Raw genomic sequence first — 14764 nt, 5'->3', positions numbered from 1 at the left:
GAAGCACCTGAGCGATCTACAACGACGGGGGAATCGCTCAGGCACTGCGGGGGGTGGCGGTGATGGTCTCGGGCTCGAGCAGCTGGTGGTCCCGCTGATCGAGATTGACGAAAATCATGCCGTACCGGATGGCACAGCGGACCGGCTGCGGGGCGCCACGCGGCCTCCGCAGGCACCGGTAGGCGCGGACGTCCTCGTCCTGCTCACGAGCGACGACGATCGGTTCTCCGAAGAGGGTGACCATCAACGAATCACCACGGTGGGGAATGGCCGTGACGAGATCGATGAAATGCCACCCGGATCGATAGGCCGAGGCCATCTCCCGCCGGAAGACCCGGTCGTCCGGCGGCACGGTCATGCGTCCGCGCCCGCCGGGAGGGAGTCCCACGTCGGCTCGCGCTCGACGGTCTTGACGGAGTCCCACGTGGGCTCCCCCTTGGCCGTCGGCGCGAAGTCCCACGTGGGCTCACCCGCGACCGTCGGCGTGGAGTCCCACGTCGGTTCGCCCGGGGCGGCGACAACGTTGTTCGCGGGCGGCGTGTCCCACGTCGGCTCGCCGTCGAGGGCGAGAGCGCCGAGGGCAGCCGCAGCAGCGAAAGCTATGGCGCCAAGTGCACGAACCATCCTGGTCATGGCCGATCTCCACCTCTTTTGATCATTACCTCCTCCCCCGCGAATAAGACGATGGCTCACTCCGAACCCTTCCACCAGCGATGCCAGGCATCATGTTCCTGTAATTCAGGACCCTGAGGGGGGTGCAAATGGAGCCGAAGCAGGGTGATACCGACACACGGCACGGTCCGGGCGAGCTGTGCGACGCCGGAAAACGTCTCTACGCGACCGCGCTGAGAGCCGGCAGGATCGCCCGCGCGGAGGTGGAACCGGTCCCCTGCCTGATCGAACTGTCGCTGCTGCACCCCGACCCGGACGACACGCAGTGGCTGCGGCCCATCCCGCCGTCCATCGCGCTGAACAAGCTCATACACCCCATCGAGCGGGAGATCCAGCAGCGCCGGCAGCTGGCCATCTCGCTGGCGGACACGTTCGAGCCATTCATGACGATCAACGCGCCGGACCCGTCGGCGACCCAGGCGATCACCGTCCTGGAAGGCCTCAGCCTCATCAACGCCACGCTCGACCGGGTCATCAACGAGTGCGGCGAGGAGCTGCTCACCATCCAGCCGGGCAGCGGGCGCAAGCCCGAGGTGGTGCAGGCGGGGCTGCGCCGGGTGGAGCCCCTGCTCGACCGCGGGATCCGCATGCGCACCCTCTACCAGCACACCGCGCGCCACCACTCGGCCACCATGGGGTACGTCGAGCGGATCGCGCCGTACGGGCTGGAGGTGCGCACCCTCGAGGAGATCATCGACCGGCTGATCATCGTCGACCGCAAGGTCGCCTTCGTGCCCGCCCGCTCGGACCGGCGGGTGGCGCTGGAACTGCGCCACGAAGGGCTGGTGCAGTACCTCGTCGGCGTCTTCGACCAGTTCTGGCTGCACGGCGTGCCGTGGGAGGACGAGATCCCCTACAGCCCGTCCGTGGACGGCATCGGGGGCGTCCAGCGCTCCATCGCCAAGCTCCTCGTCGAAGGCCATGTCGACGAGGCCATCGCGCGCCGCCTCGGGATGAACGTGCGCACCTGCCGCGCCCACATCGCCAAGCTCGCCGCCGCCCTGGGCAGCGGCAGCCGGGCCCAGCTGGGCTTCCTCATCGCCCAGTCCGGCATCCTCGAACAGGACGGCTGATCGTGTACGTACGGATCGACCTGGACGGCCCGGCGGGCACGCTGCGGGTGTCCGGCCACGGGCTGCCCACCGTCGAGGTGGTCCGGGCGCCCGGGACCGGGGTGAACGCCCTCGTCCCCATCGGCACCCGGGACCGGCGCGCGCTGACGCTCACCGTCGACGGCCGGCCCGCCGGGATCCGGCCGGCCCGGGGCCGTCTGCTGCGCCGGTCCTACCGCGTCGACGCGAAGGTCGCCGGCGCGCGGTACCGCCTGATCCCCTGCTCGCACGTGGACAGCCGGCTGCTGCGCGGCGGCCGCCGGCTGGGCACCCTGGAGTCCTCGGGCGACGGCCGGGTCGACACCGACTGGACGGCCCCGGCGGAGCTCCGCCCCCAGGACATCGCCGTGGGCACCGCCCTCGCCGCCGCCTTCGGCACCGGCGCGGCGCCCGCGTGGGAGACGGTCGGCGACATCGTGAGCGAACTGATCCCGTAAGGGGCGAGGGGCGGCGCGGAGGGGCCCGTACGCCCCCCCCTGGCACGCACGAGGCCCCTCCCCGCACCCCTGGCACGCGCGAGGCCCCTCCCGCGCCGGAACACCGGTACGGAAGGGGCCTGCGGGAAGCTACGCGGCCTGCGGGGCAGTGTGGCCTACGGGGCCGCCGGGGTCACTCGCCGCGCTTGGGGCGCCAGACCACCAGCGCGCTCGCCTGCTGGACGTCCTGGTACGGCACCAGGTCACGGCGGTACGACGCGTGCACCTGCGCCTCGCGCTGCCGCATCGCCATCGCCGCGCCGTCCACGGCCGCCGACAGCTCGGCCACCCGGGACTGGAGCGCCGCGACCTGGTTCTCCAGCTCGATGATGCGCTTGATACCCGCCAGGTTGATGCCCTCGTCCTGCGACAACTGCTGGACGGTGCGCAGCAGTTCGATGTCACGGGCCGAGTAGCGCCGGCCGCGCCCGGCCGTCCGGTCCGGGGAGACCAGACCGAGGCGGTCGTACTGCCGAAGGGTCTGCGGGTGCAGCCCGGAGAGCTGGGCGGCCACCGAGATGACGTACACCGGTGTCTCGTCGGTCAGTTCGTACGGGTTGCGGCTGCGCCCCGGTCGGATGTCCATCGCGTCAAGCTCCCTTCGCGGCCTGGAAGAGTTCTGCTCTGGGGTCCTCGCCCGCCGTCGCCTCGCGGTACGTCTCGAGGGCTTCGCGGGCCTTGTCGTCCAGTTCCTGGGGCACCGCGACCTCCACCGTCACCAGCAGGTCGCCCCGGGTGCCGTCCTTGCGGACCGCGCCCTTGCCGCGGGCGCGCATGGTCCGTCCGTTGGGCGTGCCGGCGGGCAGCTTCAGCGTCACCGCGGGGCCGCCGAGGGTCGGTACCTTGATCTCGCCGCCGAGCGCCGCCTCGTGGAAGCTGACGGGCACGGTGACGGTGAGGTTGTCGTCCTTGCGGCCGAAGACCGGGTGGGCGTCGACGTGGACGACGACGTAGAGGTCGCCGTTCGGCCCGCCCCGCTCGCCGGGCGCGCCCTTGCCGCGCAGCCGGATCCGCTGGCCGTCGGAGACACCGGCGGGGATGCGGACCTGCATGGTGCGGGAGGACTTGGCCCGCCCGCTGCCCTTGCAGACCTCGCAGGGGGTCTCGGCGATGAGGCCGCGCCCCTTGCAGTCCACGCAGGGGTCGGTGAGCGAGAACGAGCCGCTGCCGCCGCGGGAGACCTGACCGGTGCCGACGCAGGTCGGGCAGACCCGCGGGGTGCCGTTCTTGTCGCCGGTGCCCGAACAGGCCTTGCAGGGCTGCTGGGAGGACATCCGCAGGGGCACGGTGGCCCCGTCGACCGCCTCGGTGAAGCTGAGCGTCACCTCGGACTCGATGTCCTGGCCGCGGCGCGGCTGCGTGCGCGTCCCCGCGCCGCCGCCCGCGCCCCGGTTGAACAGACCGCCGAAGACGTCGCCCAGGCCGCCGCCGAAGCCGCCGGCACCGGCGCCGGCCGGGCCCTGGGCGCCCCCGAAGAGGTCGCCCAGGTCGAAGTTGAACGTTCCGCCCGCCCCGCCCGGTCCGGCACGGAAGCCTCCGTTGCCGAACAGGGCGCGGGCGTCGTCGTACTCCTTACGCTTCTTGGGGTCGCCGAGGACGTCGTTCGCCTCGGAGATCTCCTTGAAGCGCTCCTCCGCCTTGGTGTCGCCCGTGTTGGCGTCCGGGTGGTTCTCGCGGGCGAGCTTCCGGTACGCCTTCTTGATCTCGGCGTCGGTGGCGTCCTTGGGGACGCCGAGAACCTTGTAGTAGTCCTTCTCGACGAAGTCCTTCGTGCTCATCGACGTCCCTCCTCCCGGACGATCTTCGCGCTAGCCCCGGGGGCGTGTGACCCGACTCGGGTCACACGGCCTCCTCGGGGCCACCGCTCTCCTCGTCTGCCGACTTCTCTTCCTTCGCGGCCGGCGTCGCCCCGGGCTGGGGCTCGGCCACCGCCACGCGCGCGGGCCGGATGGTCCGCTCGCCGATTCGGTACCCCGGCTGCAGGATCGCCACGCAGGTCGTCTCGGTGACGTCCGGCGCGTACGAGTGCATGAGGGCCTCGTGGATCGTCGGGTCGAAGGGCTCGCCCTCCTTGCCGAACTGCTGGAGTCCCATCTTGGCGACGACGGTCTCCAGCGATTCGGCCACCGACTTGAACCCGCCCACGAGCTCGCCGTGGTCCCGGGCCCTGCCGACGTCGTCGAGCACGGGCAGGAGCTCGCCCAGGAGGCTCGCGACGGCGATCTCCTTGACCGTGACCCGGTCCCGCTCCACGCGGCGGCGGTAGTTCTGGTACTCGGCCTGGAGCCGCTGGAGGTCCGCGGTGCGCTCACCGAGCGCGCTGCGGAGCTGGTCCAGCTGGGCCGTCAGACCGGCTGTCTGCGCTGCGTCCCCGGCCGGGGCCGCCGAGCCCTCCTCCTGGGAGGGGGCCTCGGCGGCTTCGGCGGCGTCGTCGGATTCGGCGCCGGAGGGGACGTCGGGCTTCTCCTCGAAGCCCGGGGTCTCCTCCGTCATCAGGCAGCGCCGCCCTTCGGCTTCTCGTCGTCGACGATCTCGGCGTCGACGACGTCGTCGTCGGCCTTGGCGTCGGCGCCCGGGGCCTCGCCGCCCGCGGCCTGCGCGGCCTGGGCGTCGGCGTACATCGCCTGGCCGAGCTTCTGGGAGACGGCCGCGACCTTCTCGGTGGCCGTACGGATCTCCGCGGTGTCCTCGCCCTTGAGCTTCTCCTTCAGCTCGGCGACGGCGGTCTCGACCTCGGTCTTGACCTCACCGGGGACCTTGTCCTCGTTGTCCTTGAGGAACTTCTCCGTCTGATAGACGAGCTGCTCGCCCTGGTTGCGGGACTCGGCGGCCTCGCGACGACGGTGGTCCTCGTCCGCGTACTGCTCGGCCTCCTGGCGCATCCGGTCGACCTCGTCCTTCGGCAGCGAGGAGCCGCCGGTGACGGTCATCTTCTGCTCCTTGCCCGTGCCCAGGTCCTTCGCGGTCACGTGCATGATGCCGTTGGCGTCGATGTCGAAGGCGACCTCGATCTGCGGGACGCCACGCGGCGCCGGCGGCAGACCGGTCAGCTCGAACATCCCGAGCTTCTTGTTGTACGCCGCGATCTCGCGCTCGCCCTGGTAGACCTGGATCTGCACGGACGGCTGGTTGTCCTCGGCCGTGGTGAAGATCTCGGACCGCTTGGTCGGGATCGTGGTGTTGCGCTCGATGAGCTTGGTCATGATGCCGCCCTTGGTCTCGATACCAAGCGACAGCGGGGTGACGTCGAGGAGCAGGACGTCCTTGACCTCGCCCTTGAGGACACCGGCCTGCAGGGCGGCGCCGATGGCGACGACCTCGTCCGGGTTCACACCCTTGTTGGCCTCCTGACCGCCGGTCAGCTCCTTGACGAGCTCGGCGACGGCGGGCATACGGGTGGAGCCACCGACCAGGACGACGTGGTCGATCTCGGAGAGCTGGATGCCCGCGTCCTTGATGACGTTGTGGAACGGGGTCTTGCAGCGCTCGAGCAGGTCGGCCGTGAGCTGCTGGAACTGCGCCCGGGTGAGCTTCTCCTCCAGGTGCAGCGGGCCCTCGGCGGAGGCCGTGATGTACGGCAGGTTGATCGACGTCTCCGTGGAGGACGACAGCTCGATCTTCGCCTTCTCCGCGGCCTCGCGGAGACGCTGGAGAGCCATCTTGTCCTTGGCCAGGTCGACGCCGTGGCCGTTGGCGAACTGCTTCACCAGGTAGTCGACGACGCGCTGGTCCCAGTCGTCGCCACCGAGGTGGTTGTCACCGTTGGTGGCCTTCACCTCGACGACGCCGTCGCCGATCTCCAGGAGGGACACGTCGAAGGTGCCGCCACCGAGGTCGAAGACGAGGATCGTCTGGTCGTCCTTGTCCAGGCCGTAGGCCAGGGCGGCCGCGGTCGGCTCGTTGACGATGCGCAGGACGTTGAGGCCCGCGATCTCACCGGCCTCCTTCGTCGCCTGACGCTCCGAGTCGTTGAAGTACGCCGGGACGGTGATGACCGCGTCGACGACCTTCTCGCCCAGGTAGGACTCGGCGTCGCGCTTCAGCTTCTGCAGGATGAAGGCGCTCATCTGCTGCGGGTTGAAGCTCTTGCCGTCGATGTCGATCTTCCAGTCGGTGCCCATGTGGCGCTTGACCGACCGGATGGTCCTGTCGACGTTCGTGACCGCCTGGCGCTTGGCCACCTCGCCGACGAGCACCTCGCCGTTCTTGGCGAAGGCGACGACGGACGGCGTGGTCCTGGCGCCCTCGGCGTTGGTGATGACGGTGGGCTCGCCGCCTTCGAGAACGCTGACGACGGAGTTAGTCGTGCCCAGGTCGATGCCGACCGCACGTGCCATTTCGATTCCTCCAGCTGACTGACTTGAGTGGATCTGGCTCAAGGATGCACGACCGGTTCTCCCGCGTCAACAGACCTGAGTCGTGTCGGCTCAACTGTTCGCGCTGCCTTCGGCTCAAAGAGGCCCCACCGACCGCCCCTCGGGCGCGTCGCTCCCCCGGCTCGGACACCCCTCCGTGAGAGAGTCCGATACCTCACGAATATCCCACGAAAGGGTGTGGTGGGGGCATGACGGCCAAGCGCGCACTCGACCTCATGGGCGGACTCACCCTCCTGCTGCTCCTGTCCCCCCTCTTCGCCCTCGTCGCGCTGTCGCTCGCCGCGCGGGCGGGCGGGGGCGCCGCCGCGCGGCCGGACGGTGAAGGGGCGCAGGGGGCCGACGGGACGGGACTCCTGCGCCGCCGCACGATGGCCGGCCGCGACGGCAGGACGTTCCGGATACTGACCTTCCGCACCCCCGGGCCGCTCGCGGCGCTCCCGCTGCTGCTCCACGTGGTCCGCGGGGAGATGTCCCTGGTCGGCCCGTGCCCTCTGGTCCCCGCCCACCGCGAGTGCGCGGGCGAGACCCGCCGCCGGCTCTCCGTACGCCCCGGCCTCACCGGCCTGTGGCAGATCAGCGACCGCTCCGACCTGCCCTGGGAGGAGCGGGAGCTGCTCGACCTCCACTATGTGGACCATCACTGGCTGGGGATGGATCTCGCCATCCTGGCGCGTACGCTTCCAGCAGTCCGCAGACGTCGCGCGGCGACCGGAGAGGCCCCGCCGGCAAGGCTTGCCTGAGCGACACAGATCACCGCGGGCGCCGCTACAGCGGGGCGCCCCGAAGCGGTAATCTCAGCACGGACTGAATAAGTTACCGCTTAGTAGTGCCACACTCGGCAGTGTCGGCACTCCGCCTCGCAGGCCCGCCCGAGGAGCCCCAAATGCAACTCGCCGCGATCGTCGTGTCGATCGTCATCACGGTGGTGGCCGTCGCGCTGTTCGGGCGCGCCATCGCGCAGATCTACCGCTTCGTGAAGCTCGGCCAGCCCGTGCCCGCGGGCACGCGCACCGGCGACCCCACGCAGCGCACCGTCACCCTGGTCAAGGAGTTCCTCGGCCACACCCGTATGAACCGCTGGGGCATCGTCGGCGTCGCGCACTGGTTCGTGGCGGTGGGCTTCTTCTCCCTGCTGCTCACCATCGTCAACGCCTTCGGCCAGCTGTTCCAGGCCGACTGGCTGATCCCGTTCATCGGCGACTGGCTGCCGTACGAGATCTTCACCGAGTTCCTCGGTCTGATGACGGTCCTCGGCATCCTGACCCTGATCGTGATCCGGCAGCTGAACCGGCCGGGCGGGGCGGGCCGCAAGTCCCGTTTCGCGGGCTCGAAGACCGGCCAGGCGTACTTCGTCGAGGCCGTCATCCTCATCGTCGGCGTCTGCATCATGACGCTGCGCGCCCTGGAGGGCGTCCAGCACCACGTGACGAGCTGGGAGCCCGGCTTCTTCGCCTCGTACCCGCTGATCGCCGCCCTCGACGGGCTGAGCCTGGGCACGATCCAGCACCTCACCTACTTCTTCGCGGCGCTGAAGATCGTCACGTCCTTCACCTGGATGATCACGGTCTCGCTGAACACCAACATGGGTGTCGCCTGGCACCGCTTCCTCGGCTTCCCGAACATCTGGTTCAAGCGGAACTCCGACGGCTCCACCGCCCTCGGCCCGCTGCTGCCGATGACGACCGCCGGCAAGGAGATCGACTGGGAGGACCCGGCCGAGGACGCCGTCTTCGGTGTCTCCCAGGTCGAGCAGTTCTCCTGGAAGGGCATCCTCGACTTCTCCACCTGCACCGAGTGCGGCCGCTGCCAGTCGCAGTGCCCCGCCTGGAACACCGGCAAGCCGCTCTCCCCCAAGCTCCTGATCATGGCCCTGCGCGACCACGCGCACGCCAAGGCGCCGTACCTCCTCGCGGGCGGCGGCAAGGACATGGAGGGCAACGAGCAGGCGTCCGAGGAGCAGCTCAAGGACGTCCCCGCCGCCGCCCTCGCGGAGGCCGAGCGTCCGCTGATCGGCACCGCCGAGGAGAACGGCGTCATCGACCCGGACGTCCTGTGGTCCTGCACCACCTGCGGCGCCTGCGTCGAGCAGTGCCCGGTCGACATCGAGCACATCGACCACATCGTCGACATGCGCCGCTACCAGGTGATGATCGAGTCCGCCTTCCCCTCGGAGGCCGGCACGATGCTGAAGAACCTGGAGAAGAAGGGCAACCCCTGGGGCCTGGCGAAGAAGCAGCGCGTCGAGTGGACCAAGGAGGTCGACTTCGAGGTACCGATCGTCGGCAAGGACGTCGAGGACCTCACCGAGGTCGACTACCTCTACTGGGTCGGCTGCGCCGGCGCCCTGGAGGACCGGGCCAAGAAGACCACCAAGGCCTTCGCCGAACTGCTGCACATGGCGGGCGTCAAGTTCGCGATCATGGGCGGCGAGGAGAAGTGCACCGGTGACTCGCCCCGCCGCCTGGGCAACGAGCCGCTCTTCCAGCAGCTCGGCCAGGAGAACGTCGCGATGCTGAACATGGCGTTCGGCGAGGACGACGACGACCCGGAGACGAAGAAGCCGAAGTCGGCGAAGAAGATCGTCGCCACCTGCCCGCACTGCTTCAACACGATCGCGAACGAGTACCCGCAGCTGGGCGGCGAGTTCGAGGTCATCCACCACACGCAGCTGCTCCAGCACCTCATCGACGAGGGCAAGCTGATCCCGGTGACGCCGGTCGACGGGCTCATCACCTACCACGACCCCTGCTACCTGGGCCGCCACAACAAGGTCTACACGCCCCCGCGCGAGATCATGTCGGCCGTCCCGGGCCTGCGCCAGCAGGAGATGCACCGCCACAAGGAGCGCGGCTTCTGCTGCGGCGCCGGCGGCGCGCGGATGTGGATGGAGGAGCGGATCGGCAAGCGCATCAACAACGAGCGCGTCGACGAGGCCCTGTCCCTCAACCCGGACATCGTCTCCACCGCCTGCCCGTTCTGCCTGGTCATGCTGACCGACTCGGTCAACGGCAAGAAGAACGACGGCAAGGCGAAGGAGTCCGTCCAGGTCGTGGACGTGGCCCAGTTGCTGCTCGACTCGGTGAAGAAGCCGGTGGAACAGCTCCCGGCCGAGCCGGAGCCGGAGCCCGAGCCGGCGCAGTAGCCCCGGCGCCGTACGTCTGGAGAGGACCGTCCCGCGAGCGAGCGGGGCGGTCCTCTCGTACGTACGGGCGGTGCTCCTTCCGTACGGGCGGGCCGCCCGTCCCCGCGCCCCTGAGGCCCCCTGAGGCCCCCTAGGGGATGTCACAGCTCAGTGGCAAGGTCGGTGCTGATTGAGCCCCGCGGGGCGGGAGCGGGTACGTTCGATGACGTGGCTGGATTCAGGAACGGACGCGGCCGGGACAACCGCCCCCCGCAACAACGACCGCAGCAGGCGCCGAACGGGTACCAGGCGGCCCCGCCGCCGTACCCGCAGCAGCAGTGGCCCCCGCAGGGTCAGGGCGGACAGCAGTACGGGCAGCAGCCGTACGGGCAGCAGTACGGGGAGCCGGAGTACTTCGGCGACCCGCACGCGCAGCACCCGCAGCACGCCCAGCAGCCGCACGCGGGCACGGCGGACAACCCGGGCCACACGCGGGCGTTCAGCATCCACGACGACCCGTACGGCGACAGCGCCACCTACCAGGCGGGCGCGGCCCCCGGCCCCACGGGCCCCCGGCTGCCCTGGAAGGCCCTGCTGAGCGGCATCGTCCTGCGCCCCGCGCCGACGTTCCTGCAGATGCGGGACTACCCCGTCTGGGGCCCCGCGCTCGTCGTGACCTTCCTCTACGGCCTGCTCGCGATCTTCGGCTTCGACCAGGCGCGCGAAGAGGCCATCAACGCGACCCTGTCGACGGCGATCCCGTACGTCCTGATGACCGGCGTCGGCTTCGTTATCGGCGGACTGATCCTGGGCGTCGTCACGCACACCCTCGCCCGCCAGCTCGGCGGGGACGGCTCCTGGCAGCCGACCGTCGGCCTGTCGATGCTGATCATGTCGATCACGGACGCGCCCCGACTGCTCTTCGCGATCTTCCTGGGCGGCGAGAACGGTCTCGTGCAGGTCCTCGGCTGGGTCACCTGGCTGGCCGCCGGCGCCCTCCTCACGGCGATGGTGAGCCGCTCCCACGACCTGCCGTGGCCGAAGGCGCTGGGCGCCTCGGCGATCCAGCTGGTGGCGCTGCTGTCGATCATCAAGCTGGGCACGCTGTAAGCCGCGTACGAAGAAGAGGGGCCCCGCCGTGGAGAACGGCGGGGCCCCTCTTCTCGTACGGCCGGGGAAGCCGGCTCAGGCGTCGAGGACCTGGCCCGCGCGCCGGACGACGGGCGGCTCGACCGACCAGGGGAAGTTGATCCACTCGTCGGTCTTCTTCCACACGTACTCGCACTTCACCAGGGAGTGCGACTTCTCGTAGACGACCGCGGAGCGGACCTCGGCGACGTGGTCGACGCAGAAGTCGTGGACGAGCTTGAGCGTCTTGCCGGTGTCGGCGACGTCGTCGGCGATCAGGACCTTCTTGTCGGAGAAGTCGATCGCGTTGGGGACGGGCGCCAGCATGACCGGCATCTCCAGGGTGGTCCCCACGCCGGTGTAGAACTCCACGTTCACGAGGTGGATGTTCTTGCAGTCCAGCGCGTAGGCCAGGCCGCCGGCGACGAAGACGCCGCCGCGGGCGATGGAGAGCACGACGTCGGGCTCGTAACCGTCGTCGGCGATGGTCTGCGCGAGCTCACGGACGGCGCGCCCGAAGCCCTCGTACGTCAGGTTCTCGCGTACCTCACTCATGACGACCGCCCCTCACACCTGGGTCCGATGGAAGTTCAGGAAGGAACGGGAGGCCGTCGGCCCCCGCTGTCCCTGGTAGCGCGAGCCGTAGCGCTCGCTGCCGTAAGGGAACTCGGCGGGCGAGCTCAACCGGAACATGCACAGCTGGCCGATCTTCATCCCCGGCCACAGCTTGATCGGCAGGGTGGCGAGGTTCGACAGCTCCAGGGTCACGTGCCCGGAGAAGCCGGGGTCGATGAACCCGGCGGTCGAGTGCGTGACGAGCCCGAGCCGCCCCAGGGAGCTCTTGCCCTCCAGGCGCGACGCGATGTCGTCGGGCAGGGTGATGACCTCGTAGGTCGACGCGAGCACGAACTCGCCGGGGTGCAGGATGAACGCCTCGTCCCCCTCCGGCTCCACCTGACGGGTCAGGTCGTGCTGCTCGACGGCGGGGTCGATGTGGGGGTGGCGGTGGTTCTCGAACACCCGGAAGAAGCGGTCAAGCCGCACGTCGATGCTCGAGGGCTGCACCATGGATTCGTCGTACGGGTCGATGCGTACCCGCCCGGCATCGATCTCGGCCCGGATGTCCTTGTCTGAGAGAAGCACGCCCCCACGATACGCAGAGGGCGCGGACCTGCCCCAATCGGGCAGGGACCCGCGCCCGGCGGCCCCTCAGCGCTGCCCGAGCTCCACGGGCACCGCATGCCGCAACCGCGCACATCGCGGACACCGAACCAGCCGCCCGGGCCCGATCCGCGCGGCCCCGAGCTGCTGCAGCGGGAACGAGGCGGTACTGAACACATGCCCTTCGGCACAACGGACGACGGTGCGCTCCATCGAACCCATCAAGTCCCTTCCCCGACAAGTGGTGGACGAGACAGCCACATTAGGGGATGAACAGGACACGACTCCAGGCGGCACTCCGTAGGGGACGGCTACGTCGCGGGGGCGGGCATGGGGTACAGTGTCCGAGTCTGCGGTACCGATCTTCGGACCGCTGCGCGGATGTAGTTTAATGGTAGAACATGAGCTTCCCAAGCTTATAGCGCGGGTTCGATTCCCGTCATCCGCTCTTCTACGAAGCCCCAGGTCAGCGACCTGGGGCTTCGTCGTCGTGTCAGTTCGGCTCTGGCAGTGCGTCCAGTTCGGACAGGGACTCGGCGTCGAGTGCGCGACCAGCAGACCAACGGTCCGACGCAGGCGTGGGCGCACGGCAAGCCGTACCCCGGCAGCTCTTCGGCCTTCCCGAACTACCAGCGGGCCGAGGATCTGACCGAGTACGCCCTCAACCAGAACAAGGCCCAGATCGAGGCGTGGATCAAGGGTCCGCCGCCGGCGACCGATGGAGACGTCGAGAAGTTCCGCGCGGACGCGCCGAACGACGAGGCCAGCGGACGCAGCGTGTTCAAGCAACCGGTCGACCCGAACGACCCGAAGTCCGGTTACGAGGAGGGCGGCATCGACGCCAAGGCGTACGACGTGAAGGGCATCGAAGCGCGGCTCAGGTACGACGGCAGCCGCAACCCACCGTTCACGGTCATGACGTCGATGCCCTACAAGTCCTAGCGCGCCCCCAGAAAGGCCAGCACCCCATGTCCGTCGACCAGAATTCCTGGGACTCCGCAGTACACCACCTGTACAGAGACGCGTACGGGTACATCGCCACGGGCCCGCGCCGCCACGAGGACTGGGTCCTCGACGTCCTCGCGCTGATGGCCCGGGCCGTACCGGATCCCCGGGGCTGGGCACACGTCGATGACGCGGAAAAAGGCCCGGAGCGCGAGGGGAACCCCACGTGGCCTTTCGCCGCTCACCCCCCGGAGTACATCGCATCGCGCCTCGAGGAGATCGACCGGGACAGCGCCGAAGACCTTCTCCTCGCCCTCACCGAGAGCGGCTGCACCCTGGCCAACCTCCGGTATTTCGACGAATCCCCGGAGGAACTCAGGGAGATGGCGCGCACGGTCCTCGCGCGTTACGGAGACACAGTCACGTTTCACACCAACGTCAGCAAGCGGGGCAGCGCGCCCGGGACTCTCGACTTCACGCTGGAGAGCCTGGGGTACAGCCCGATGGGCGTCCTCATGGAGGACTGCGGCCTCGTCATCGTCTCGGCCACCGAGGTCGGCCTGTTCTGGACCTTCGCCGACTGATGATCCGGTTGCCGATCCATACGAGCGCAGCTCCTGACCAGCTGCTTTGAGAGGATGCCCCCGTGCTGACCCGTTCCGCCTCCTACCCCGACCGGGAGACCGCCCACTGGGCCACCCAGCAGGTGGTGACCGCCAACGAACAGGCCGTCCACCGCTGGCTCGTCCAGGGCACCCGGGCCCGCCTCACCATCGAGGCCGCCTGGCCCTCCCGCGAGGAGCCCGTGGGCAGGGTCCAGCTGGAGGGCGACCTGCTGGCCGGACGCGGGCCCGTCGACGTCCGCGCGGCGCGCGTGGTGCTGCGTCGCGAGCCGTCGAGCCCACACGGCTTCGTCGTCCACACGACCGTCCCGTTCTACCTGTAGGGGCCGCACCCACATGTCCATGAAGCCCCTCGAACACGACCGCCGGTACGGCGAACTGGACCAGGTGATGCGCGCGTACCTGGGCCAGCCGGCCGACGACACCCCGGAGCGCCGCAGCCGCGCCCTTGACGCCTACCTCCGTCACACCTGGCACACCCGCCCCTCGGCCATCGCCGAGGCGGAGCGCCAGCTGCGCGAGTACAGCCGCAACCCTCCGGGTCGCGTCCGGCGCGACCTGGGCGAGTTCTACGCGATCCCGGACACCGGGATGCCCCAGTCGGCGATCGGCGACTGGCTGACGGTCCTGGCCGACCACCTGAAGAAGAGCATCGAGGAAGGCGACGTCCCGGAACCGTCGTCCCCGCAGACGCAGTGGGAGTGGCACGCACGCTTCCCGGAGACCGCGCAACTGCTCGGCGGCTGGTTCTCGCAGGACATCGTCGACGAGTTCCCCGACCACGACGCAGCCCTCGCCGACTACGCCGCCACCGCCCATCCCCAGCTGGCCGCACGCCTCGTCGGCGAACTCCACGAACTGCTCGCCCTCCCCCTGGACGAAGGCGACTACGCCCTGGCCGCCGCCGAACTCGGCATGGAGGTCGGCCCGCCCGAACCGTTCTCCCACGGCGCCTGGTTCCAGTCGGTGGCGACGACCCTGTCCAGCGGCTGATCGAGCCTTGAGGGGCCGTCCTCACGCGTGCCCCAACCGTGCCCTTCAGGGTGGACAACAGTGTCGACACGGGTGCCCACGAGCTCGCGGGACCAGTCCCACCGGAGCATGTTCCCGCAGGTCAGAACCAAGGTAATCGATTTGGGCGACAGTGTTT

At 69.6% G+C, this 14764-nt stretch carries 17 protein-coding genes and 1 tRNA gene; 10 read left to right on the top strand and 8 right to left on the bottom strand.

The annotated features are described in order from the left end of the window. Positions 1 to 37: 37 nt before the first annotated feature. Positions 38 to 358 carry a (2Fe-2S)-binding protein gene (locus ACFZBD_RS16250; protein WP_329118791.1) on the bottom strand — a complete coding sequence of 107 codons (321 nt, stop codon included), beginning with the start codon at positions 356 to 358 and terminating at the stop codon, positions 38 to 40. Continuing rightward, positions 355 to 633 (bottom strand): hypothetical protein, encoded by a 279-nt coding sequence (locus ACFZBD_RS16245; RefSeq protein WP_391140147.1) that lies wholly within the window; start codon positions 631 to 633, stop codon positions 355 to 357. Before ACFZBD_RS16245 ends, ACFZBD_RS16250 begins: the two co-directional genes overlap by 4 nt. Before the next feature lie 128 nt (positions 634 to 761). On the opposite strand from ACFZBD_RS16245, the gene ACFZBD_RS16240 reads away from it, so the two are divergent. After that, the gene (locus ACFZBD_RS16240) at positions 762 to 1745 is read left to right on the top strand and encodes a helix-turn-helix transcriptional regulator (RefSeq protein ID WP_391140146.1); all 984 of its coding nucleotides are present in this window, start codon (positions 762 to 764) and stop codon (positions 1743 to 1745) included. A gap of 2 nt (positions 1746 to 1747) precedes the next feature. Continuing rightward, a complete protein-coding gene (locus tag ACFZBD_RS16235; protein WP_391140145.1) occupies positions 1748 to 2221 on the top strand; it encodes a hypothetical protein in 474 nt (157 codons plus the stop codon). A gap of 172 nt (positions 2222 to 2393) precedes the next feature. On the opposite strand, the gene ACFZBD_RS16230 is transcribed toward ACFZBD_RS16235, so the two are convergent. The 4 genes from ACFZBD_RS16230 to dnaK form a co-directional block, all read right to left on the bottom strand. After that, on the bottom strand, positions 2394 to 2846 hold the full coding sequence (locus tag ACFZBD_RS16230) for a heat shock protein transcriptional repressor HspR (RefSeq protein WP_391140144.1): 453 nt from the start codon (positions 2844 to 2846) through the stop codon (positions 2394 to 2396). Positions 2847 to 2850: 4 nt separating this feature from the next. Next, entirely contained in the window at positions 2851 to 4038 is a 1188-nt protein-coding gene (dnaJ, locus tag ACFZBD_RS16225) for a molecular chaperone DnaJ (protein WP_391140143.1), read from the bottom strand. Positions 4039 to 4099: 61 nt separating this feature from the next. Further along, entirely contained in the window at positions 4100 to 4753 is a 654-nt protein-coding gene (gene grpE, locus ACFZBD_RS16220; RefSeq protein ID WP_391140142.1) for a nucleotide exchange factor GrpE, read from the bottom strand. After that, the gene (gene dnaK, locus ACFZBD_RS16215; RefSeq protein ID WP_391140141.1) at positions 4753 to 6597 is read right to left on the bottom strand and encodes a molecular chaperone DnaK; all 1845 of its coding nucleotides are present in this window, start codon (positions 6595 to 6597) and stop codon (positions 4753 to 4755) included. Before dnaK ends, grpE begins: the two co-directional genes overlap by 1 nt. 227 nt (positions 6598 to 6824) lie before the next feature. On the opposite strand from dnaK, the gene ACFZBD_RS16210 reads away from it, so the two are divergent. From ACFZBD_RS16210 to ACFZBD_RS16200, 3 genes are all read left to right on the top strand, one after another. Further along, on the top strand, positions 6825 to 7376 hold the full coding sequence (locus ACFZBD_RS16210) for a sugar transferase (RefSeq protein ID WP_391140140.1): 552 nt from the start codon (positions 6825 to 6827) through the stop codon (positions 7374 to 7376). A 143-nt stretch (positions 7377 to 7519) separates the two neighbouring features. Further along, positions 7520 to 9778 (top strand): heterodisulfide reductase-related iron-sulfur binding cluster, encoded by a 2259-nt coding sequence (locus tag ACFZBD_RS16205; protein ID WP_391140139.1) that lies wholly within the window; start codon positions 7520 to 7522, stop codon positions 9776 to 9778. Between the two features lie 207 nt (positions 9779 to 9985). Further along, positions 9986 to 10867: a YIP1 family protein gene (locus tag ACFZBD_RS16200; RefSeq protein WP_391140138.1), complete on the top strand. Its 882-nt coding sequence runs from the start codon at positions 9986 to 9988 to the stop codon at positions 10865 to 10867. Between the two features lie 75 nt (positions 10868 to 10942). Here the strand turns inward: ACFZBD_RS16200 and ACFZBD_RS16195 are convergent, their stop codons facing one another. Both ACFZBD_RS16195 and dcd read right to left on the bottom strand, forming a co-directional pair. Next, positions 10943 to 11440: a phosphoribosyltransferase family protein gene (locus tag ACFZBD_RS16195; protein WP_391140137.1), complete on the bottom strand. Its 498-nt coding sequence runs from the start codon at positions 11438 to 11440 to the stop codon at positions 10943 to 10945. A gap of 12 nt (positions 11441 to 11452) precedes the next feature. Then, positions 11453 to 12028 carry a dCTP deaminase gene (dcd, locus tag ACFZBD_RS16190; RefSeq protein WP_391140136.1) on the bottom strand — a complete coding sequence of 192 codons (576 nt, stop codon included), beginning with the start codon at positions 12026 to 12028 and terminating at the stop codon, positions 11453 to 11455. A gap of 395 nt (positions 12029 to 12423) precedes the next feature. Here dcd and ACFZBD_RS16185 point away from each other — a divergent pair. The 5 genes from ACFZBD_RS16185 to ACFZBD_RS16165 all read left to right on the top strand — a co-directional run bounded on the left by ACFZBD_RS16185 (position 12424) and on the right by ACFZBD_RS16165 (position 14607). Continuing rightward, positions 12424 to 12494 (top strand) — tRNA-Gly (locus ACFZBD_RS16185). A gap of 95 nt (positions 12495 to 12589) precedes the next feature. Continuing rightward, a complete protein-coding gene (locus ACFZBD_RS16180) occupies positions 12590 to 12988 on the top strand; it encodes an RNase A-like domain-containing protein (RefSeq protein ID WP_391140135.1) in 399 nt (132 codons plus the stop codon). 26 nt (positions 12989 to 13014) lie between these two features. Next, the gene (locus ACFZBD_RS16175) at positions 13015 to 13575 is read left to right on the top strand and encodes a hypothetical protein (protein WP_391140134.1); all 561 of its coding nucleotides are present in this window, start codon (positions 13015 to 13017) and stop codon (positions 13573 to 13575) included. Between the two features lie 62 nt (positions 13576 to 13637). Beyond that, entirely contained in the window at positions 13638 to 13937 is a 300-nt protein-coding gene (locus ACFZBD_RS16170; protein ID WP_391140133.1) for an RNase A-like domain-containing protein, read from the top strand. Positions 13938 to 13950: 13 nt separating this feature from the next. Next, positions 13951 to 14607 (top strand): contact-dependent growth inhibition system immunity protein, encoded by a 657-nt coding sequence (locus ACFZBD_RS16165; protein WP_391140132.1) that lies wholly within the window; start codon positions 13951 to 13953, stop codon positions 14605 to 14607. The last annotated feature ends 157 nt before the right edge of the window (positions 14608 to 14764 follow it).

This window comes from Streptomyces sp. NPDC008121, assembly GCF_042957155.1.
GTDB lineage: Bacteria > Actinomycetota > Actinomycetes > Streptomycetales > Streptomycetaceae > Streptomyces.
This window is presented reverse-complemented; position numbering and strand designations above follow the sequence as displayed.